The 19,524-nt window shown below is 70.7% G+C and carries 20 protein-coding genes; 14 read left to right on the top strand and 6 right to left on the bottom strand.

Annotated features, from left to right (window positions below; translation table 11 throughout):
* Positions 1 to 91: 91 nt before the first annotated feature.
* From OG933_RS14375 to OG933_RS14360, 4 genes are all read left to right on the top strand, one after another.
* Positions 92 to 1,090 (top strand): ABC transporter permease, encoded by a 999-nt coding sequence (locus tag OG933_RS14375; protein ID WP_020131393.1) that lies wholly within the window; start codon positions 92 to 94, stop codon positions 1,088 to 1,090.
* Positions 1,087 to 2,184: an ABC transporter ATP-binding protein gene (locus tag OG933_RS14370; protein WP_362273886.1), complete on the top strand. Its 1,098-nt coding sequence runs from the start codon at positions 1,087 to 1,089 to the stop codon at positions 2,182 to 2,184. Before OG933_RS14375 ends, OG933_RS14370 begins: the two co-directional genes overlap by 4 nt.
* Positions 2,181 to 3,524: an ABC transporter ATP-binding protein gene (locus OG933_RS14365; protein ID WP_405627357.1), complete on the top strand. Its 1,344-nt coding sequence runs from the start codon at positions 2,181 to 2,183 to the stop codon at positions 3,522 to 3,524. The genes OG933_RS14370 and OG933_RS14365 overlap by 4 nt, the downstream gene beginning before the upstream one ends.
* 63 nt (positions 3,525 to 3,587) lie before the next feature.
* Positions 3,588 to 4,244 (top strand): trimeric intracellular cation channel family protein, encoded by a 657-nt coding sequence (locus OG933_RS14360; protein ID WP_362273881.1) that lies wholly within the window; start codon positions 3,588 to 3,590, stop codon positions 4,242 to 4,244.
* Here OG933_RS14360 and OG933_RS14355 read toward each other — a convergent pair.
* A complete protein-coding gene (locus OG933_RS14355) occupies positions 4,153 to 5,403 on the bottom strand; it encodes an alpha/beta hydrolase (protein ID WP_405633380.1) in 1,251 nt (416 codons plus the stop codon). The two genes, OG933_RS14360 and OG933_RS14355, sit on opposite strands and share 92 nt — an antisense overlap.
* 210 nt (positions 5,404 to 5,613) lie before the next feature.
* Between OG933_RS14355 and OG933_RS14350 the strand changes: the two genes are divergently transcribed.
* Together OG933_RS14350 and OG933_RS14345 are read left to right on the top strand one after the other, a co-directional pair.
* Positions 5,614 to 6,501: a thioesterase family protein gene (locus tag OG933_RS14350; RefSeq protein ID WP_362531865.1), complete on the top strand. Its 888-nt coding sequence runs from the start codon at positions 5,614 to 5,616 to the stop codon at positions 6,499 to 6,501.
* Positions 6,502 to 6,706: 205 nt separating this feature from the next.
* Entirely contained in the window at positions 6,707 to 7,108 is a 402-nt protein-coding gene (locus OG933_RS14345) for a hypothetical protein (RefSeq protein ID WP_405627356.1), read from the top strand.
* Positions 7,109 to 7,186: 78 nt separating this feature from the next.
* Here the strand turns inward: OG933_RS14345 and OG933_RS14340 are convergent, their stop codons facing one another.
* The gene (locus OG933_RS14340; RefSeq protein ID WP_362531871.1) at positions 7,187 to 7,813 is read right to left on the bottom strand and encodes a TetR family transcriptional regulator; all 627 of its coding nucleotides are present in this window, start codon (positions 7,811 to 7,813) and stop codon (positions 7,187 to 7,189) included.
* 122 nt (positions 7,814 to 7,935) lie between these two features.
* Between OG933_RS14340 and OG933_RS14335 the strand changes: the two genes are divergently transcribed.
* Genes OG933_RS14335 through OG933_RS14325 form a run of 3 tightly spaced genes read left to right on the top strand, consistent with a single transcriptional unit; the run spans position 7,936 to position 9,629 of the window.
* On the top strand, positions 7,936 to 8,103 hold the full coding sequence (locus tag OG933_RS14335; RefSeq protein WP_199824938.1) for a hypothetical protein: 168 nt from the start codon (positions 7,936 to 7,938) through the stop codon (positions 8,101 to 8,103).
* Positions 8,104 to 8,138: 35 nt separating this feature from the next.
* Positions 8,139 to 8,405 (top strand): DUF4190 domain-containing protein, encoded by a 267-nt coding sequence (locus OG933_RS14330; protein WP_310434073.1) that lies wholly within the window; start codon positions 8,139 to 8,141, stop codon positions 8,403 to 8,405.
* A gap of 60 nt (positions 8,406 to 8,465) precedes the next feature.
* Positions 8,466 to 9,629, top strand: coding sequence for a cysteine desulfurase family protein (locus OG933_RS14325; RefSeq protein WP_405627355.1), 1,164 nt, complete (start codon positions 8,466 to 8,468; stop codon positions 9,627 to 9,629).
* 376 nt (positions 9,630 to 10,005) lie between these two features.
* On the opposite strand, the gene OG933_RS14320 is transcribed toward OG933_RS14325, so the two are convergent.
* Together OG933_RS14320 and OG933_RS14315 are read right to left on the bottom strand one after the other, a co-directional pair.
* Positions 10,006 to 11,598 (bottom strand): multicopper oxidase family protein, encoded by a 1,593-nt coding sequence (locus tag OG933_RS14320; protein ID WP_405627354.1) that lies wholly within the window; start codon positions 11,596 to 11,598, stop codon positions 10,006 to 10,008.
* A gap of 218 nt (positions 11,599 to 11,816) precedes the next feature.
* On the bottom strand, positions 11,817 to 12,476 hold the full coding sequence (locus OG933_RS14315; RefSeq protein WP_362531880.1) for an N-acetylmuramoyl-L-alanine amidase: 660 nt from the start codon (positions 12,474 to 12,476) through the stop codon (positions 11,817 to 11,819).
* 83 nt (positions 12,477 to 12,559) lie between these two features.
* Here OG933_RS14315 and mnmA point away from each other — a divergent pair, with 83 nt between their 5' ends.
* Complete coding sequence (gene mnmA / locus OG933_RS14310) at positions 12,560 to 13,690, top strand: tRNA 2-thiouridine(34) synthase MnmA (protein WP_362531884.1); 1,131 nt, start codon at positions 12,560 to 12,562, stop codon at positions 13,688 to 13,690.
* A gap of 3 nt (positions 13,691 to 13,693) precedes the next feature.
* Here mnmA and OG933_RS14305 read toward each other — a convergent pair whose 3' ends face one another.
* Together OG933_RS14305 and OG933_RS14300 are read right to left on the bottom strand one after the other, a co-directional pair.
* Complete coding sequence (locus tag OG933_RS14305) at positions 13,694 to 14,479, bottom strand: alpha/beta fold hydrolase (RefSeq protein WP_405627353.1); 786 nt, start codon at positions 14,477 to 14,479, stop codon at positions 13,694 to 13,696.
* Positions 14,480 to 14,517: 38 nt separating this feature from the next.
* Complete coding sequence (locus OG933_RS14300; RefSeq protein WP_362531889.1) at positions 14,518 to 14,871, bottom strand: DUF427 domain-containing protein; 354 nt, start codon at positions 14,869 to 14,871, stop codon at positions 14,518 to 14,520.
* Between the two features lie 50 nt (positions 14,872 to 14,921).
* Between OG933_RS14300 and OG933_RS14295 the strand changes: the two genes are divergently transcribed.
* From OG933_RS14295 to ligA, 4 genes are read left to right on the top strand one after another with little or no spacing between them, the layout of a single operon-like run.
* A complete protein-coding gene (locus OG933_RS14295) occupies positions 14,922 to 15,461 on the top strand; it encodes a TIGR00730 family Rossman fold protein (RefSeq protein WP_362531892.1) in 540 nt (179 codons plus the stop codon).
* 18 nt (positions 15,462 to 15,479) lie between these two features.
* A complete protein-coding gene (locus OG933_RS14290; protein ID WP_362531895.1) occupies positions 15,480 to 16,178 on the top strand; it encodes an SDR family oxidoreductase in 699 nt (232 codons plus the stop codon).
* Between the two features lie 51 nt (positions 16,179 to 16,229).
* On the top strand, positions 16,230 to 17,231 hold the full coding sequence (locus OG933_RS14285) for a methionine synthase (protein WP_405627352.1): 1,002 nt from the start codon (positions 16,230 to 16,232) through the stop codon (positions 17,229 to 17,231).
* Between the two features lie 15 nt (positions 17,232 to 17,246).
* The gene (ligA, locus tag OG933_RS14280) at positions 17,247 to 19,439 is read left to right on the top strand and encodes an NAD-dependent DNA ligase LigA (protein WP_362531900.1); all 2,193 of its coding nucleotides are present in this window, start codon (positions 17,247 to 17,249) and stop codon (positions 19,437 to 19,439) included.
* Positions 19,440 to 19,524 lie beyond the last annotated feature (85 nt).

The following is a 19,524-nucleotide window of genomic DNA, read 5'->3' as shown; positions in this document are numbered from 1 at the left end:
CGGCACGAAAGGCAGGTGAAGGCCGGCGCGGCGTGATCGCGGGCCACCGGACGATCTCCGGTGGCCCGCGGTCCGCGGCGGGCCGAGAGCTGTGCTCGCTTACCTCATCAGGCGGCTGTTCGCCGCCGCAGTGATGCTCGTGGTCATCGTCATGGTGGTCTTCGGCATCTTCTTCCTCATCCCCAAGTGGGCTGGCGTAGACATCGCCTTGAGCTTCGTGGGCAAGCAGGCCGACCCTGCCGCCGTCGAGGGTGTGCGCGAGAAGCTGGGCCTGGGCGACCCGATCTACGCCCAGGTCTGGGAGTTCTTCAAGGGCATCTTCGCCGGCCGGACCTACACGGGCGGTGGCGATTCCATCCACTGCGCCGCTCCGTGCTTCGGCTACTCCTTCCGCAGTGAGCAGTCCGTCTGGCCGGTGCTGACCGACCGCTTCCCGGTGACCCTGGCGCTCGCGCTCGGTGCCGCCGTGCTGTGGCTCATCTTCGGTGTCTCGGCGGGTGTGCTCTCCGCGCTCAAGCGGGGCAGCCTGTGGGACCGCGGCGCGATGGTGATCGCGCTCTCGGGTGTCTCCCTCCCGATCTACTTCACCGGCATGGTCGCCCTGTCGATCTTCGTGTACGGATTCGACCTGTTCGACGGGCAGTTCGTACCCCTGGAGGACAGTTTCAGCGGCTGGTTCGGCGGCATGATCCTGCCGTGGGTCACTCTCGCGTTCCTGTACGCGGCCATGTACGCCCGCATCACCCGGGCCACCATGCTGGAGATCCTGGGCGAGGACTACATCCGCACCGCCCGCGCCAAGGGCCTCAAGGAACACACCGTCATCGGCAAGCACGCCATGCGCTCCACGATGACTCCGCTGCTGACGATGCTCGGCATGGACCTCGGCGCCCTCATCGGCGGTGCGATCCTGACCGAGACGGCGTTCAACCTGCCCGGCCTCGGCCAGGCGGTGCTCAACGCCATCAAGAACCAGGACCTGCCCATCATCCTGGGCGTCACCCTGATCACTTCTCTGGCGGTGCTCGTCGCCAACCTCGTGGTGGACATCCTGTACGCCGTGATCGACCCCCGAGTGAGGCTCTCATGACCGAACTCAGCAAGAGCGGAGCGGCCGTGGGCGAGCCCACCCCCGCCTCGCCCGCGCCGACCGCCTTCCTCGAAGTGCGCGACCTCAAGGTGCACTTCCCGACCGACGACGGCCTGGTCAAGTCCGTCGACGGGCTCAGCTTCCAGCTGGAGAAGGGCAAGACCCTCGGCATCGTGGGCGAGTCCGGTTCCGGCAAGTCGGTGACCTCGCTCGGCATCATGGGTCTGCACACCGCCGGCCAGTACGGCAAGCGCAAGGCCCAGATCTCCGGTGAGATCTGGCTGGACGGCACCGAGCTGCTGTCCGCCGACCCGGACCACGTGCGCAAGCTGCGCGGCCGTGAGATGGCGATGATCTTCCAGGATCCGCTGTCGGCGCTGCACCCGTACTACACGATCGGTCAGCAGATCGTGGAGGCGTACCGGATCCACCACGACGTCCCCAAGAAGACCGCCAAGCGCCGCGCGGTCGAGATGCTCGACCGGGTCGGCATCCCGCAGCCGGACAAGCGCGTCGACAGCTACCCGCACGAGTTCTCCGGCGGTATGCGTCAGCGCGCGATGATCGCGATGTCGCTGGTCAACAACCCCGAGCTGCTGATCGCGGACGAGCCGACGACCGCCCTGGACGTGACCGTCCAGGCGCAGATCCTCGACCTCATCCGTGACCTCCAGAAGGAGTTCGGCTCGGCGGTCATCGTGATCACCCACGACCTGGGCGTCGTCGCCGAACTCGCCGACGACATCCTGGTGATGTACGGCGGCCGCTGCGTCGAGCGGGGCCCGGCCGACAAGGTGTTCTACGAGCCCCGGCACCCCTACACCTGGGGTCTGCTCGGCTCGATGCCGCGGCTGGACCGTGAGCAGCAGGAGCGCCTGATCCCGGTCAAGGGCTCCCCGCCCTCGCTGATCAACATCCCGTCCGGCTGCGCCTTCAACCCGCGCTGCCCGTACGCGGACCTCCCGAAGGACAACGTCACCCGCACCGTCCGGCCCGAGCTGGCCGAGGTCGGCAGCCGGCACTGGGCCGCCTGCCACCTGGGCACGGAGCAGCGGGAGCGTATCTGGACCGAAGAGATTGCGCCGAAGCTGTGAGTGACGACGAGAAAGCGGTGAAGATCCCCGCGCAGGCCGAGGGCCCGACGCAGGGCGCGACCCTCACCAAGGACCCCGCCCCGGGCGAGGTCCTGCTGAAGGTGACCGGCCTCCAGAAGCACTTCCCGATCAAGAAGGGCCTGCTCCAGCGGCAGGTCGGGGCGGTGCACGCGGTCGACGGCATCGACTTCGAGGTCCGCTCCGGTGAGACGCTCGGTGTCGTGGGCGAGTCCGGCTGTGGCAAGTCCACGATGGGCCGGCTGATCACCCGGCTGCTCGAACCGACCGCGGGCAAGGTCGAGTTCCAGGGCAAGGACATCACGCACCTCGGCGTGGGCGGCATGCGTCCGCTGCGCCGCGATGTGCAGATGATCTTCCAGGACCCGTACTCGTCGCTGAACCCGCGCCACACCATCGGCACGATCGTCGGCGCTCCCTTCAAGCTCCAGGGCGTCGAGCCCGAGGGCGGCATCAAGAAGGAAGTCCAGCGGCTGCTGTCGGTCGTGGGTCTCAACCCCGAGCACTACAACCGCTACCCGCACGAGTTCTCCGGCGGTCAGCGTCAGCGCATCGGCATCGCCCGCGCGCTCGCGCTGAACCCGAAGCTGGTCGTGGCGGACGAGCCGGTCTCGGCGCTCGACGTGTCGATCCAGGCGCAGGTCGTCAACCTGCTGGACGACCTCCAGCAGGAGCTCGGCCTCACCTACGTGATCATCGCGCACGACCTCTCGGTCGTCCGGCACGTCTCGGACCGCATCGCGGTGATGTACCTCGGCAAGATCGTGGAGCTGGCCGACCGCGACCTGCTCTACAAGTCGCCGATGCACCCGTACACCAAGGCGCTGATGTCGGCGGTGCCGATCCCGGACCCGCGGCGCAAGCACGCCAAGAGCGAGCGGATCCTGCTCAAGGGTGACGTGCCCTCGCCGATCTCGCCGCCCAGCGGCTGCCGCTTCCACACCCGGTGCTGGAAGGCGACCCAGGTCTGCAAGACCACCGAGCCGGTCCTCGTCGAGCTGCGGCCCGGCCAGCAGGTCGCCTGCCACCACCCGGAGAACTTCGAGGACCAGGCCCCGCAGGACACGGTCCTGCTGACCGTCGCGAAGGAGGCGGCGGAGCTGGTGGCCGACGAGGTGCTCGCGGAGTCGGCGGAGACGTCGGCCGCGGTGGCGGCGGAAGTGGCGGCGGAAGCTGCCGTGACCGCCGAGCCCGTCGTGACCGCCGAGCCGACCGAGGCCGCCGAGCCGACCGAGGCCGCCGAGGCCACCGGGGAGGCCGAGACGGCCGACGAGGCCGCCCCGGAGGCTTCCGGTGACGACGCTCCGGCCAAAGAGAAGTAAGTAACACCGAGCCCCCGCCTTGCAATGTAAGGCGGGGGCTTTGTGCTGGGTGAGAATATAGGGGTGCTCCATCAAATTTTCAGCCCCTCCGTCCAGCACACGCTCGACCTGATCGGCATCTTCGTCTTCGCCATCTCGGGCGCGCTGCTGGCCGTCCGCAAGAACTTCGACGTGTTCGGCATCGCCATGCTCGCCGAGGTCACCGCGCTGGGCGGCGGAGTCTTCCGGGACCTGGTCATCGGGGCCGTGCCGCCGGCCGCCTTCACCGACCTGGGGTACTTCCTCACCCCGCTGCTCGCCGCCCTCCTGGTCGTCTTCCTGCATCCGCAGGTGGAACGCATCCAGACGGGCGTCAACGTCTTCGACGCGGCCGGCCTCGGCCTGTTCTGCGTGACGGGGACGACGAAAGCGTACGACTACGGACTCAACCTCACCGCGTCGGTGGCACTGGGCCTCGCCACCGCCGTCGGCGGCGGTGTGCTGCGCGATGTGCTGGCCAACGAGGTGCCCTCACTGCTGCGCTGGGACCGCGACCTCTACGCGGTCCCGGCGCTGGTCGGCGCCACCATGGTGGTGCTCTGCATCCACTACGACGTGCTCACCCCGCTGGCCAGCGGCCTGGCCGCGGTCACGGCCTTCGTGCTGCGGCTGCTCGCGATGCGGTTCCACTGGCGAGCGCCGCGTGCTTGGAATCGGCGCTCGACGGTGCGCGAGGAGTAGTCGCCTTCGCCTTCCCCTTCCCGTCGGGGGTCACCGGGCGCTGGTCCAGCTGCATGGTCAGCCAGCGGAACGCCGGCACGACCTGCGGCCGCCACAGCGCCATGGTGTGGCCGCCCGCGTCGCTCGGGATGTAGACGACATGCACGGCCGTCGGCGCCTTCGCCTCCTGCCGCAGGGCCAGGGCCGCCTCGTAGCCGTCCTTCGGCTGGCCGGAGAGGTAGAGGGCCACGGGCGGCGGCACGGTGGCCCCGCGCAGCAGCAGGTAGGGGTTGTTGGCCCGGCGCAGGGCGGGGCTCTGCGCGGCGAGGGAGTGGGGCTCGACGATCGGGTCGCTGTACCCGGACAGGCTCACGGCCGCCCGGTAGCGGTCCGGGTGGGCGACGGCGAGCTTGGCCGCGCAGTGGCCCCCGGCGGAGTACCCGGCGACCGCCCAGCCCTTGGGCGCGGGCTGGGCCCGGAAGTTGTCCCTGACCATCTTCGGTACGTCGATGCTGAGCCAGCTGTCGGCGTTGACGGTGCCCGCCACGTTGGCGCAGCCGGTGTCCACACCCGGCAGCAGTGTGGTGCGCGGCGCGACCAGGATGAACGGGGCGACCTTGCCCGCGCGCATCAGCGGTGCCAGCTGCTCGTGCACGTGCAGCGTCCCGTACCAGGACTTCGCGGAGCCCGGGTAGCCCGGGAGCAGTTCCACCACGGGGAAGGAGCGGTGCGCGTAGGCGGGCTCGTCGTACTGCGGGGGCAGCCAGACGTAGACCTCGGCGTTGACGCCGGAGACCCGGCCCTCGAGCTGGGTGACGCGTACCCCGCCCGCCGCGTGCATGCCCGGCCCCTCGGCCTGGGTGAACGTCTGCCGGACCTTGGGCAGCCGGTCCAGCGCGATTCCGCCGGTGCCGTCGGCGCCCAGGTCGGCGGCCTGCTGCACATGGGTGCCGGTGCCCAGCAGGTCGTCCCAGGTGTCGTACAGGCCGTTGGCGTTGTTGACCAGGACGAAGACCAGGGCCACGGCCGTGCCCTGGGCGAACAGCAGCATCACCATCCGGGCCGCGGCGCGCAGGACCCGCGGCCCGCGCAGCCGCGACCACATCAGCAGCGGCAGCGCGACGGCGACCACGGACAGCGCGATCAGGGTGTAGAGGAACGGAGTCCCGGTGAGGCTCATGTCCTTGCAGAGGGGAATCCGGGCGTCGAGGTTACGGACGAGTTCGGACACTTACCAAGAAATTGCCGACTGCTCACTCGAACCGGTCACCGGTGAGGCCCGAAGCGGTCATGAACGGGCTCGATCTGTTCATCCGGCCGTAGCACGGTCGCCGCACGGCCGTAGCAGCCAAAGCTACCGCTTAGTAATGAGCTGTTGTACGGTTCAGGCATGCCAGAAGCAGCTACCGCGGCGGCCGATCCGGCCTCCATCGCCCTCGTCACGGCCCCGACCGGAGACGGTGAGTTCGAGTTCGACCGCGACACCGCGCTCACCCGACGTGCGCCCGGCGTCTATGACATCGACCTCTCGGCCGGCTGGACGATCATCAGCGCCGTCAACGGCGGCTACCTTCTCGCCGTCCTCGGCCGCGCGCTCGCGGACGCCCTGCCGCACCGTGACCCGTTCACGATCTCGGCGCACTACCTCACGGCGTCCCAGCCCGGCCCCGCGGTCGTCCGCACGGACGTCGTGCGCACCGGCCGCACCCTCTCCACCGGCCAGGCCTCGCTCTTCCAGTACGACGAGAACGGCGCCGAGGTCGAGCGGATCCGGGTCCTCGCCTCCTACGGCGACCTCGACACCCTGCCGGACGACGTCCGTACGACGGCGAAGCCGCCCGCGATCCCGCCGATGGACCAGTGCTTCGGCCCCGAGGACGGACCGGCGCCCGTCGACGGCAGCTCCGCGATCGCCGACCGTCTGATGCTCAAGCTCGACCCGTCGACCCTCGGCTGGGCGCTCGGACAGCCCTCCGGGAAGGGCGAGATGCGGGCCTGGTTCGGCCTGAAGGACGGCCGCGACCCCGACCCGCTCTCCCTCCTCCTCGCGGTGGACGCCCTGCCGCCCACCGCCTTCGAGATCGGCCTGCGCGGCTGGGTCCCCACGGTCGAGCTGACGGTCCACGTCCGCTGCCGTCCGGCTCCGGGCCCGCTGCGCGTCTCCATCACCACCCGCAATCTCGCGGGCGGCTTCCTGGAGGAGGACGCCGAGGTCTGGGACAGCGCGGACCGACTGGTCGCACAGTCACGGCAGTTGGCCCGGGTCAGGCTCGGCTGAGCCCCGGTGCGCGGGGGCTTCTGTCACGGAGCTGTACCAGCGCACCGACCGGTCCACCTGGGTGAACTCCCAGGTCAGCAAGGTTCCTTGAGAAGCGCTTTACCTGATTGACAGCCGGGGGACAGAGGGGCCCCAAGGAAGGCCTAAGCGCCGTTGGTTGAGTTCCGGTCTCAGGTTCTCCTCATCATCTCCGGAGCTGTTTCTCATGAAGCGTGCGCTGATGCCCGTCCGTCTCGTCCCCGCGGTGGCGCTGCTGGCACTTTCGCCCCTCGCCCTGGTGGCCTGCGGCTCGGGCGACTCCTCCTCGAGCAGTGGGACGTCCGCCCAGCAGTCCTGCTCGCCGCCGTCCGGCAATCCGTCGGGCATGCCGAGCGGCGCCCCCTCCGGGGCCCCGTCGGGTGCGCCGACCGGTGCCGCCTCGGGGCAGCCGACGGGCACCCCGACCGGCACCCCGACCGGTGTTCCGTCGGGTGCTCCGTCGGGCATGCCGAGCGGCGGTCCCGGCGGTGGCGGTCAGGGCGGTCCCGGCGGCGGCCAGGGCGGTGGCTGCGGCGGTCCGGGCGGCGGTCAGGGGCAGCAGGGGCAGCAGGCCCAGCAGCAGGGCTGACGGCGGTTCACCCACAGGGGCGGCGCACCCGGCAACGGGTGCGCCGCCCCTGTGGCGTACGGGTGCGTCGCGGGGCTGTCAGTCCAGCCAGTGCCGGCGGCCGATGCTGATGAGCCGCATCTGGCGGGCGGCGAGCAGACCGACCCGCTCCCGCTCCTCCGGCGAGGACTCCAGCGCCTCCAGGAACAGCGAGGCCGTGACGAGCATCTGGTCGACGTAGAGGTGCGAGAGCATCAGCAGGTCGTCGTCGCTCCAGCCCTCGGCCTCGGCGTCCTTGGCCAGTTCGGTCTTCACCTCCTCGGCGAACCGGGCCAGTTGGTCCCGGATCGCCTCCCGCACCGGCTGCACCCCGCCATGTCGCTCACGGGCGATGAAACGGACGGGTGCGGGGTACGCGGTCACATGACCGGCGATCAACTCGACAGCGCGCGTGATGCGTTCCTCGCTTGTGCCGTCCGCGGTCACGGTGGTGCGGATCATCGGGTGGAGGCTGCCGAGCGCCTCCTCGACCAGGGCCACGCCCAGATCCGCGGTGGAGCGGAAGTGGCGGTAGAAGGCGGTCGGGGCGACTCCGACGGCACGGGTGACCTCGCGCAGCCCCAGGCTGCTCAGGCTCTGCTCCTCCAGCAGCACCAACGCCGCGTCCATGAGCGCCTGCCGGGTCTTCTGCTTCTGGGCCTGCCGGATGCCGAGGGTGTGACTCATGTCATCCAGTTAACAACTGTTCTCTGGAATTGGAAAGCCGGGGTACACGCTAGACTCAAGAGTCAGTGAACAAGTGTAACCACAACTGTTCACCCAAACTTTACGGAGGGGGATCCGATCCCATGCTGTTCCTCGTTGCGGCCCTGCTGCTGTTCGGCGTCGTCATGGGCACCGTGGCCCACGCGCCGTTCGCCTTCACCCTCGTCGCCGCCGCCGTGATCGCCGCCTGGCTCGGTGTCTTCGCGCTCCGCGAGCGCCACGGCCGCCGTCGGCACACCTCGACCCACTGACCCGTCGCACTTTCCTCCACAGGAGCTGACCAGCCATGCACCTCACCGCACCGGCCACCCGCCGCACCGGCATCCGGGACACCGACGGAATGGCCGTCGCGTCCTTCGTCCTCGGTCTCCTCGGCCTGCTCGTCCTCAACGTCTTCCTCGGCCCGATCGCCATCGTCCTGGCGTCGGTCGCCCTCTGGCGCGGTACGGCCCGCCGCGGGCGCGCCTTCCTCGGACTGGGTCTGGGCGTCGCCGACCTTCTGGTCCTGGTGGCGTTCATGCAGGCCGACTCGACGGTTTCCTGGAGCTTCTGACCGCGAGGGCTCACCTGGCAGCGAGGCGTGCCACCCGGCCCCCGTAGAATCGGGCCCACCATGGCATACCTCGACCACGCCGCGACCACGCCGATGCTCCCCGAGGCGGTCGAGGCACTCACCGCGCACCTGGGCGTCACCGGCAACGCCTCCTCCCTCCACGCGGCCGGCCGGCAGGCCCGCCGTACGGTCGAGGAAGCCCGGGAGACCCTCGCTGACGCGCTCGGCGCCCGTCCCAGCGAGGTCGTCCTCACCTCCGGCGGCACCGAGGCCGACAACCTCGCGGTCAAGGGCCTGTACTGGTCCCGCCGCGACACGGACCCGGCCCGCACCCGGGTCCTGGCCAGCCCGGTCGAACACCACGCGGTCCTCGACGCCGTGCACTGGCTCGGCGAGCACGAGGGCGCCACGGTCGAGTACCTGCCGGTCGACTCCTACGGGCGGGTCCACCCCGAGGCGCTGCGCGAAGCCATCGCCCGCGACCCCCACGACGTGGCCCTGGCCACCGTCATGTGGGCGAACAACGAGATCGGCACGATCCTGCCGGTCCGCGAACTCGCCGACGTGGCAGCCGAGTTCGACGTCCCGCTGCACGCCGACGCGGTGCAGGCCTTCGGTCAGGTCCCCGTCGACTTCAGCGCCTCCGGCCTCGCCGCGATGACGGTCTCCGGCCACAAGATCGGCGGCCCGTACGGCATCGGTGCCCTGCTCCTCGGCCGCGAGTACACCCCCGTACCCGTGCTGCACGGCGGCGGCCAGGAGCGCCATGTCCGCTCCGGCACCCTCGACGTCCCCGCCATCGCCTCCTTCGCGGTGGCCGGGCGCCTCGCCGCCGAGCGGCGCGAGTGGTTCGCCCGCGAGATCGGCGCCCTGCGCGACGCGCTGATCGACGCGGTCCGTACGGCCGTCCCGGACGCGATCCTCGGCGGGGACCCGGTGGACCGGCTCCCGGCCAACGCCCACTTCACCTTCCCGGGCTGTGAGGGCGACTCCCTGTTGCTGCTGCTCGACGCCCAGGGCATCGAGTGCTCCACCGGCTCCGCCTGCACCGCCGGCGTCGCCCAGCCCAGTCATGTCCTGCTCGCCACCGGCACCGACCCGGACCTGGCCCGCGGCACCCTGCGCTTCTCCCTCGGCCACACCTCCACCGAGGCCGACGTCGAGGCGGTCGCCAAGGCCATCGGCCCGGCGGTGGAACGGGCGCGCGCCGCCGGACTGACGTAGCGCCGACGGTCTGCGGGTGCGGTGACGTGCGGCGGTGGCTGCGGCTCCGACGGCGGCTCCGACGGCGGCTGCGGTGACGGGAGCGAACCGCCTGGTGTCGACACTTTGCTCGAATATAGGGGTTGCCTGTCAGTATGACAGGTAGGTGTCGACAGTTGGCGGCTGACGGTCTACCTTCCGATGCAGGTTCCCGCCCAGCCCTGTCGACAGAAGGTCACCTCATGTTCAAAGGTGCCTGCCAGCTACCGCCACCACCATGGACCTGGCCCGGGTGCGCCGGGCCGGGGGCTGCCGCCGGCACTTCCACTGCCGGCGGCAGCCTGCTCGGGAGGCTGGAGTGACTGGCCCGGGGTGTGACCGGCCCGCTGGGGCGGGGTCAGCCGTCCGTGACCATGAGGGCCGCCATCATGCCCTCGTCCTCGTGCTGGAGAAGATGGCAATGGAGCATGTACATGTACGTGTCGTCGGTGAAGTCGGTGAACTTCATCGCGATCTTGATGGAGCCGCCGCCGACCACCTCGAACGTGTCGAACCAGCCGAGGTCGACGCCGGTCGGCGCCTCGCCGTTGATCTCGATCACCTGGTAGGGCACGTCATGCAGATGGAACGAGTGCTCGAGCTGCGTGCTGTTCGTGATCGTCCAGACCTCCTCGGCGTCCAGCGTGGTGCTGATCATCGCCATGCCGGCCATGGTGGTGCCCACCGAACCGTTGATCGACATGGTCCCGCCGGTGCCCTGGCCGAGGGTGATCGTCCGCGCGGTGAAGTCGCTCGTGTCGTACCGGGTGATGGTGTTGAGCGTGCTCGGCAGGGCGGCCGGGGTGTCGGTGGCGTCCGGGGTCACGGTCAGGAAGTCGTACGTGCCGCTGCCGCCGCGGATCCAGCCGGTGGTGACGACGGCCTGGAGCGTGACCGCGTCCTCGAGGTCGAGGACGAACTCGGCGCGGGCGCCGGCCACCAGCCGGATCGTGGTGACCTCGGTGGGCTCGGTGAGATAGCCCTGGTCGGTGGCGATCTGGGTGAGCGTCCCGCCGTCGCCGCGCTGTACGGTCATGATGTCGGCGGGTGAGGCGTTCAGGACCCGGAAGCGGGTGCGCTTCTTGGTGGCGGTGAAGCCGAGGGTCGTCGAGTCCACGTTGGTGCCGTTGACCAGCACCGGGAAGACGACACCGGAGCTGCGGTAGCCGGTGGCCTCGTACTTGATGTCGCCGGCGGCGTCGACCGCCAGACACTGCAGGATGAGCGGGATGTCGTCGACGCCGTACTCGCTCGGCAGCGCGGCCGAGACGTCCGAGTCGTCCTCCACGATGATCATCCCGGCCAGGCCGTGGACGACCTGCTCGGCCGTGGTGCCCAGGGCGTGCGGGTGGTACCAGAGGGTCTTGGCCTCGTCGAGGACCTCGAAGGTGGGCGACCAGGTCACGCCGTCCGCGAAGGCGTTCTGCGGGCCGCCGTCCATCTTGGGCGGGATGTGGGCGCCGTGGAAGTGGACCGAGGTGTCCGCACCCAGGGTGTTGGTGAAGTTCATCAGGACCGTGTCGCCCTTGGTCCACTTCATGGTGGGGCCGAGATACGCACCGTTGTAGCCGGCCGTGGTGCTGGTCACGCCGCTGAGCACCTCGCCGGTGCCGGTCTTCGCGGTCAGGGTGTAGGTGGTGGCGCCGTCGGTGGTGGTGGCCTCCAGCAGGTCGGGGACGGTGAGGGTGCCGGTGGCGTCGGCGGCGGACGCCTTGTTGCTGTTGCCGCCGGTCAGCAGGGAGAAGGTGACCCCGGCGGTCCCGACGGCGGCCAGTCCGGCCGCCCCTGCCATGCCGCTCAGGAACTTGCGCCGGTGCAGGCCCTTGCCGTGCCCGCCCTTGGTCTCGCCGCTCTTCGCGTGGCGCTCGTCCTTGGCACCCCGGTCGCTTCGCGCGTGGGCGCCCTTGCTCTGCCGTCCCGCGCCGGAGGCGGGATCTGTGGTGTGGGTCATGGCCGTGGAGCTTTGGGCTAAGGCCTATGTGAAGACTGGGTCGAACATAGGAGTGAGCCGAGGAGGCTGTGCGGCCGCCGTGCGCACCAACTCCCTTGAAGAAAAGCCAAGTTGGTGGAACGCAGGTCATGTTCGTGGTGCGGGACACATCGGGCGGCCGGCTCTCATCAACTGTTCACGATTTTGAGCACATGTGACCTGCATCACATTGCCTGCGCTCAGGTGGCCGTGGCCTGCGCCTCCCGCACGAGCCGCAGGTACCGGTCCCAGTCCCAGTGCTCGCCCGGGTCGGTGTGATCCGTGCCCGGCACCTCCACGTGCCCGATGATGTGCTCGCGGTCGACGGCTATGTCGTACCGCCGGCAGATCGCGGCGGTCAGCCGGGCGGAGGCGGCGTACATCGCGTCCGTGAAGTCCTTCGGCCGGTCCACGAAGCCCTCGTGCTCGATGCCGACACTGCGCTCGTTGTACGCGCGGTTGCCCGCGTGGTACGCCACGTCCAGCTCCCGGATCATCTGCGTGACGTGGCCGTCCTTGCCGACGATGTAGTGAGCGGCCGCCTTGTGCCCCGGGTCCTCGAACGCCTTCACCGCGCTGTCGAGATCGCCCTGCGTGACATGGATGACGACCATGTCGATCCCGTAGTCGTCCGGCCGGTCCGCCCAGCGGAAGTTCGCCTCCGACGCCGCCACCCACCGGGCGCCCCGGAAGTCCACGGCGCCTTCCACCCGCTGCCTGCGCACGCCCGGCAGCCGCCAGTACAGCCGCGCCAGTTCGTCACGCGCCAGCACGCCCGTGCCGACGGCGGCCGCCGCCCCGCCGATCAGCAGGGCGCGCCGCCCGATCCGCCGGTCGGAGTCGCTCTTCCCGTCCCCCATGTCCGTGCCCTTCTTCGCCCCTTGTGATCGTCAACGGATACTCGCGGGCTCCGGTTCCCGGGGACCCGTACCCTGGAAGGGTTATGACTGAGACCTCGCAGCGCTCCCGCCCCCTTCGCGTACTCGCCGCCATGTCCGGCGGGGTCGACTCCGCCGTCGCCGCCGCCCGCGCGGCCGAAGCCGGCCACGACGTGACCGGCGTCCACCTCGCGCTCTCCGCGAACCCGCAGTCGTTCCGCACGGGCGCGCGAGGCTGTTGCACCATCGAGGACTCCCGCGACGCCCGCCGCGCGGCCGACGTCATCGGCATCCCGTTCTACGTCTGGGACCTCGCGGACCGCTTCCGTGAGGACGTCGTCGACGACTTCGTCGCCGAGTACGAGGCCGGCCGCACGCCCAACCCGTGTCTGCGCTGCAACGAGAAGATCAAGTTCGCCGCGCTGCTGGACAAGGCGCTGGCGCTGGGCTTCGACGCGGTGTGCACCGGCCACTACGCGAAGGTCCTCGTCAACGAGGACGGCACGCGCGAGCTGCACCGCGCCTCCGACATGGCCAAGGACCAGTCCTACGTCCTCGGCGTCCTCGACGACCGGCAGCTCGCCCACGCGCTCTTCCCCCTCGGCGACACGGTGACCACGAAGGACGAGATCCGCGCGGAGGCCGAGCGCCGGGGCCTGGCGGTCGCCAAGAAGCCCGACTCCCACGACATCTGCTTCATCGCCGACGGCGACACCCAGGGCTTCCTCGCGAACCGGCTGGGCAGGGCCGAGGGAGACATCGTCGACGAGTCCGGCGCCAAGGTCGGCACTCACGAGGGCGCGTACGGCTTCACCATCGGCCAGCGCAAGGGCCTGCGCATCGGCACCCCGGCCGCCGACGGCAAGCCGCGCTACGTCCTCGACATCTCCCCGGTGAACAACACGGTGACGGTCGGCCCGGCCGCCTCCCTGGACGTCGCCGCCCTGACCGCGATCAGGCCTCGCTGGTGCGGCGCCGCCCCGACCGGCCCCGGCACCTACACCGCCCAGCTGCGCGCCCACGGCGGCGAGACCGAGGTGCGGGCCGAACTCGTCGACGGCTCCCTCGAGGTCACCTTCACGGAGCCCGTCCGGGGCGTGGCCCCCGGCCAGGCGATCGTGCTGTACGACGACACACGCGTGGTGGGCTCGGCGACGATCGCGTCCACCGTGCGGGCGACGGCCGGGGTGTCCTGACCGTCAGTCGCGCGATCCGAGGAACTCCGCCAGCACCGGCGCGAGGACGGCCGGGTCCACCATGTGGGTCTGGCCCTCGAGCACGCGGTAAGTGCCGTCCGCGACCGCGTCCGCGACGGCACGCGTCGCCTCGCGCAGCCACGGCGGACTGGCGCCGCCCGCGGCGGCGAGCACCGGGATCGCGATCGAGGCCAGCCGCTCCCGGGGCGGCGTGCCGCCGCCCATGACGGCGTCGTCGTAGGCGAGGGTCGGCGCGATGGCTTCCATCCCCTCCCACATCGGCGACCGGCGGGCGCCCTGGATCATCTCCTCGGCCAGCCCCGTCAGCCGCAGGAACAGCTCGACCGCGTCGCCGCGCCGCCCCTGCGCGAGTGCCTCGGTGAGGTTTGCCGTGTAGGCGGCGCGTCCCTGCGCGCCCTCCTCGTCCAGGGCGTACGGCGTCTCGTACACGGCCACTCGCCGCACCGGCAGTCCGGCGGCCGCCGCCTCCAGTACCAGCGCGCCGCCCGAGGAGATGCCGTAGAGCGCCGCCTCGCCGCCCGCCGCGTCGATGAGGGCCGCCAGGTCCTCGACCTCGCGTTCCACCGCGTACGGTGCCGTGTCGCCGCTCTCGCCACGGCCCCGGCGGTCGTACCGGAGGACAGTGCAGCGGTCCGCGAGCAGGCCGGCCAGGGGCGCCATGGTGCCGCCCGTGGACATCGCCCCGCTCACCAGGATGACCGCGGGCCCCTCGCCGGCGCGTGTGTACGCGAGTTCGGTGCCGTCGCGCGAAATGGTCTTCTTGTCCATGCCCATGCAGACTGCCGCACGGCACGGCGGTCATCGGCCTACGACACCTCCGCTTGCGGCACTTCCGCCTCCGAGACCTCCACTTCGTAGAAGCACAGGTGGTTCCTGATCTCGGCGACGTCGGGCTTGGGATCGGGATAGCCCCAGACGAGGTCCGCCGCGTCCGGCAGCGACCAGTAGGAGGCCGTCCCCTTGAAGGGGCAGTACGTGTGGGTGTCGGAGGGGGTCAGCAGGTCGAGCCGTACGTCCTCGGCGGGGATGTAGTACCGCACCGGACAGCCGGTCTCGCGCAGGGCGAGCGCCCGGTCGGTCTCGGCCAGCACGTGGCCCCCGTGGACGACCCTGATGTGCCGGTCGTCCCGCTCGATGGTGATCGTGTGTCCTCGGGTCATGCCCGAACAGCGCCCGCGGGCCGCCGGTTCTTCCCGCGTACGGTGGTCGCATGCGTATCTGCGTCTTCCTCTCCGCCGCCGACCTCGACGACCGCTACACCCGCCCCGCGCGCGAGTTCGCCGAACTCCTCGGCAAGGGCGGCCACACCCTCGTGTGGGGCGGCTCCGACACCGGCCTGATGAAGGTGGTCGCGGACGGTGTGCAGGAGGCGGGCGGCCGGCTGTGCGGGGTCTCGGTGGGCTTCCTCGCGGCCAAGGCGCGGGCCGGGGCCGACGAGATGGTCGTCGCGCGGGACCTCGCCGAGCGCAAGCGGCTCCTCCTGGAGAAGTCCGAGGCCGTCGTGATCATGGTCGGCGGGACCGGCACGCTGGACGAGGCGACCGAGATCCTCGAACTGAAGAAGCACGGGCACACCGACAAGCCGGTGGTGCTGCTCAACACGGCGGGCTTCTACGACGGCCTCAAGGAGCAGTTCCGGCGCATGGAGGACGAGGGGTTCCTGCCCCGCCCCCTCACCGACCTGGTGTTCTTCGCGGAGGAGCCGGTCGGGGCGCTGGCCTACCTCGAAGAGAGCCAGGGCATCGCGTGACTCCTCGGTGATGCGAGCATGGCGGGCATGGCTACTCATGTGATCACCGGAGCCGGTTCCGGCATCGGCGCGGCCGTCGCCCGCCGTCTGCACGCGCGCGGGGACGAACTCGTGCTGCACGCGCGCGACGCGGGCCGCGCGAAGGAACTGGCGGCGGAGTTTCCCGGGGCCCGGACCCTGGTCGGCGACCTGGCCGAGCCCGCCAAGCTGAGCTGGGCCTTCTCCCACCAGACGCTGCCCGACCGGGTGGACTCCCTCCTGCACATCGCCGGCGTGGTGGACCTGGGTCCGGTCGGCGAGCTGACCCCGAAGTCCTGGCGCCACCAGCTCGACGTCAACCTGATCGCCCCGGCCGAGCTGACGCGGCACTTCCTGCCCCAACTCCGGGCCGCCCGGGGGCACGTGGTCTTCGTGAACTCCGGGGCGGGTCTGCGGGCGAGCGCCGACTGGTCCGCGTACGCCGCCTCCAAGCACGGCCTGAAGGCACTGGCGGACGCCCTGCGCGCCGAGGAGCACGGCAACGGCGTCCGCGTCACCTCGGTCTACCCCGGCCGCACCGCCAGCCCCATGCAGGCCAAGGTCCACCAGCAGGAGGGCAAGGAGTACGACCCGGGGGAGTGGATCGATCCCGAGTCGGTCGCGACGACGATCCTGATGGCGATCGACCTGCCCCGGGACGCGGAGGTCAACGACCTGACGGTGCGTCCGGGACGGTGAGACCGCCCGCGGGGGCGAGACGCGCCCCCGCGCGTACGTAGGCTTCACCCCGTGAACGCACACTTCAGTTTCGGCCCCGCCACCGGTGTCGGCTCCCTGCCCGGCGGTGACGCCCGCGAGGCGGCCAGGGCCTCCACCGGGTCCTTCGAGGACTTCCCGTTTCTCGCCGAGCTGCCGGCCCGCGGCCCGGGCGCCGACATGATCGGCCGCACCGCGGGGATGCTCATCGAGCTGTTCGCGCGCGTGGAGCCCAGCGGCTGGCGGATCGGCGACCGGCCGGGCCGGGACACCAAGCGGGCCCGGTCCTGGCTGGGGGAGGACCTCGACGCGCTGGAGGAGTTCACCCAGGGCTACGAGGGCCAGGTGAAGGTGCAGGCCGTCGGACCCTGGACCCTCGCCGCCGCGCTGGAGCTGAAGAACGGCCAGTCGGTGCTCTCCGACCACGGTGCCCGCCGCGATCTCGCCGGCTCCCTCGCCGAGGGGCTGCGCCTGCACCTCGACGAGGTGCGCCGCCGTCTGCCCGGCGCGCGGATCGTGCTCCAGCTCGACGAACCCTCCCTGACCGCCGTCCTGCGCGGCCAGGTGAAGACGGCCAGCGGCTACCACACCCACCGCGCCGTCGACCGGCAGGTCGTGGAGGCCACCCTCCGCGAGGTCGTCGGGGTGCACGGCGACGGCCCCGTCGTGGTCCACTCCTGCGCCCCGGACGTCCCGTTCGCCCTGCTGCGCCGGGCCGGCGCGGCGGCGGTCTCCTTCGACTTCTCGCTGCTCACCGAGCGTGACGACGACGCGATCGGCGAGGCGGTCGAAGCGGGTACCCGGCTGTTCGCCGGTGTCGTGCCGGGCGTGGACGCCCCATTGTCGGACCCTGCCGGTAGCGTCATGGGTGTCAGGACGCTGTGGCGCAGGCTGGGGCTGCGACCGGGGCTGCTCACCGAGGCGGTCACGCTCACGCCGTCGTGCGGCCTCGCGGGAGCTTCCCCCGCGTACGCGCGTGAGGCCCTCGCGCACTGTGTCCGGGCGGCGAGATCCCTCGCGGACAACCCAGAGTAACGGGAGGACGACACGGTGGCCGGCGACAGGCAAGCGGAGACGACGGTGCCCAGCGAGGCACGGGAGAAGCACGCGCAGCTGGCTGAGCAGATCGAGGAGCACCGCTTCCGGTACTACGTGAAGGACGCTCCCGTCATCAGCGACGCGGAGTTCGACCGGCTCCTGCGCGCCCTGGAGGAACTGGAGCAGGAGTACACCGAGCTGCGGACGCCCGACTCGCCGACCCAGAAGGTCGCCGGCGCGTACGCGACGGAGTTCACGGCCGTCCAGCACCGCGAGCGGATGCTCTCGCTCGACAACGCCTTCGACGACCTGGAGCTCGCCGCGTGGGCCGAGCGCGTCCACAAGGACGTAGGCAGCTCCGCGTACCACTTCCTGTGCGAGCTCAAGGTCGACGGCCTCGCCGTCAACCTCACCTACGAGAACGGCCGTCTCACGCGCGCGGCGACCCGGGGCGACGGCCGCACGGGCGAGGACATCACGCCCAACGTGCGCACCATCGCGGAGATCCCCGACCGCCTCACCGGTGACGGGGTGCCGTCCCTGGTGGAGATCCGGGGCGAGGTCTACTTCCCGATGGAGAAGTTCGAGGAGCTGAACGCCCGTCTGGTCGAGGCGGGCGACAAGCCCTTCGCCAACCCGCGCAACGCGGCCGCCGGTTCACTGCGCCAGAAGGACCCGCGTGTCACCGCCTCGCGTCCGCTGCACATGGTCGTGCACGGCATCGGCGCCCTGGAGGGCTACGAGGGCCTGACCCGCCTCTCCGAGGCCTATGACCTCCTCAAGACCTGGGGTCTGCCCACCTCCCCGCACAACAAGGTGGTCGGCGACCTCGACGGCGTACGGGCGTTCATCGCGTACTACGGCGAGAACCGGCACTCGGTGGAGCACGAGATCGACGGCGTGGTCGTCAAGCTCGACGAGATCCGACTGCAGGGGCGGCTCGGTTCCACGGCCCGTGCCCCCCGGTGGGCGATCGCGTACAAGTACGCGCCGGAAGAGGTCAACACCAAGCTCGTCAACATCCGCGTGGGTGTCGGCCGTACCGGCCGCGTGACGCCGTACGCCCAGGTCGAGCCGGTCACGGTGGCGGGCTCGGAGGTCGAGTTCGCCACCCTGCACAACCAGGAGGTCGTCAAGGCCAAGGGCGTCCTGATCGGCGACACCGTGGTGCTGCGCAAGGCCGGTGACGTGATCCCGGAGATCCTCGGTCCGGTCGCCGACCTGCGCGACGGCAGCGAGCGCGAGTTCGTGATGCCGTCCGAGTGCCCGGAGTGCGGGGCGGCGCTGCGGCCGATGAAGGAGGGCGACATCGACCTGCGGTGCCCCAACGCCCGCACCTGTCCTGCCCAGTTGCGCGAGCGGGTGTTCTACCTGGCCGGCCGCAGGGCGTTGGACATCGACCACTTCGGTTACGTCGCCGCGGCCGCCCTCACCCATCCGCTGGAGCCGGCCGATCCGCCGCTGCGGGACGAGGGCGACCTCTTCGACCTCACCATCGACCGGCTGCTGCCCATCAAGGCGTACGTCCTCGACCAGGACAGCGGCCTGCCCAAGCGGGACCCGAAGACGGGCGAGGAGAAGATCGCCACGGTCTTCGCCAACCAGCAGGGCGAGCCGAAGAAGAACGCGCTCGCCATGCTGGAGACCATCGCGGCCGCCAAGGAACGCCCGCTGGCGCGCATCCTCACCGGCCTGTCGATCCGGCACGTCGGACCGGTCGCGGCCGAGGCGCTGGCCCGCGAGTTCCGCTCGATCGAGCGGATCGAGCAGGCCTCGGAGGAGGAGCTGGCGGCCACCGACGGGGTGGGCGCCATCATCGCGGCCTCGCTCAAGGAGTGGTTCGCCGAGGAGTGGCACCAGGAGATCCTGCGCAAGTGGCGGGCCGCCGGCGTCCGCATGGAGGAGGAGGGCTCCGGGGAGGACGAAGGACCGCGTCCCCTCGAAGGGCTGACGGTCGTCGTCACCGGCACCCTCGAGCACTTCACCCGGGACGGCGCCAAGGACGCCCTGCAGAACCAAGGGGCGAAGGTGACCGGTTCGGTTTCGAAGAAGACATCTTTCGTCGTTGTGGGTGACAATCCGGGATCGAAGTACGACAAGGCGATGCAGCTGAAGGTGCCGGTTCTGAACGAGGACGGCTTCACCGTCCTGCTGGAACAGGGGCCCGAGGCGGCGGCCGAAGTGGCCCTTCCGACCGAGGAGTAGCGACGAGTGGCGGTTGAAGGTCACCCGATCGGCGCATACCAGATGCATACGGGTGGCCGGGGCGCATTCGGGCAACCGTCGACGA

The sequence above is a fragment of the Streptomyces sp. NBC_00016 genome, from assembly GCF_045040885.1.
Lineage (GTDB): Bacteria > Actinomycetota > Actinomycetes > Streptomycetales > Streptomycetaceae > Streptomyces > Streptomyces coriariae.
This window is presented reverse-complemented; position numbering and strand designations above follow the sequence as displayed.

Excerpts from the sequence above, each read along its gene's own strand:
- OG933_RS14370 (WP_362273886.1), top strand. The coding sequence starts at position 1,087 with ATGACCGAACTCAGCAAGAGCGGAGCGGCCGTGGGCGAGCCCACCCCC.
- OG933_RS14355 (WP_405633380.1), bottom strand. The coding sequence starts at position 5,403 with ATGAGCCTCACCGGGACTCCGTTCCTCTACACCCTGATCGCGCTGTCC.
- OG933_RS14350 (WP_362531865.1), top strand. The coding sequence starts at position 5,614 with ATGCCAGAAGCAGCTACCGCGGCGGCCGATCCGGCCTCCATCGCCCTC.
- OG933_RS14345 (WP_405627356.1), top strand. The coding sequence starts at position 6,707 with ATGAAGCGTGCGCTGATGCCCGTCCGTCTCGTCCCCGCGGTGGCGCTG.
- OG933_RS14340 (WP_362531871.1), bottom strand. The coding sequence starts at position 7,813 with ATGAGTCACACCCTCGGCATCCGGCAGGCCCAGAAGCAGAAGACCCGG.
- OG933_RS14335 (WP_199824938.1), top strand. The coding sequence starts at position 7,936 with ATGCTGTTCCTCGTTGCGGCCCTGCTGCTGTTCGGCGTCGTCATGGGC.
- OG933_RS14330 (WP_310434073.1), top strand. The coding sequence starts at position 8,139 with ATGCACCTCACCGCACCGGCCACCCGCCGCACCGGCATCCGGGACACC.
- OG933_RS14325 (WP_405627355.1), top strand. The coding sequence starts at position 8,466 with ATGGCATACCTCGACCACGCCGCGACCACGCCGATGCTCCCCGAGGCG.
- OG933_RS14320 (WP_405627354.1), bottom strand. The coding sequence starts at position 11,598 with ATGACCCACACCACAGATCCCGCCTCCGGCGCGGGACGGCAGAGCAAG.
- OG933_RS14315 (WP_362531880.1), bottom strand. The coding sequence starts at position 12,476 with ATGGGGGACGGGAAGAGCGACTCCGACCGGCGGATCGGGCGGCGCGCC.
- mnmA (WP_362531884.1), top strand. The coding sequence starts at position 12,560 with ATGACTGAGACCTCGCAGCGCTCCCGCCCCCTTCGCGTACTCGCCGCC.
- OG933_RS14305 (WP_405627353.1), bottom strand. The coding sequence starts at position 14,479 with ATGGACAAGAAGACCATTTCGCGCGACGGCACCGAACTCGCGTACACA.
- OG933_RS14300 (WP_362531889.1), bottom strand. The coding sequence starts at position 14,871 with ATGACCCGAGGACACACGATCACCATCGAGCGGGACGACCGGCACATC.
- OG933_RS14295 (WP_362531892.1), top strand. The coding sequence starts at position 14,922 with ATGCGTATCTGCGTCTTCCTCTCCGCCGCCGACCTCGACGACCGCTAC.
- OG933_RS14290 (WP_362531895.1), top strand. The coding sequence starts at position 15,480 with ATGGCGGGCATGGCTACTCATGTGATCACCGGAGCCGGTTCCGGCATC.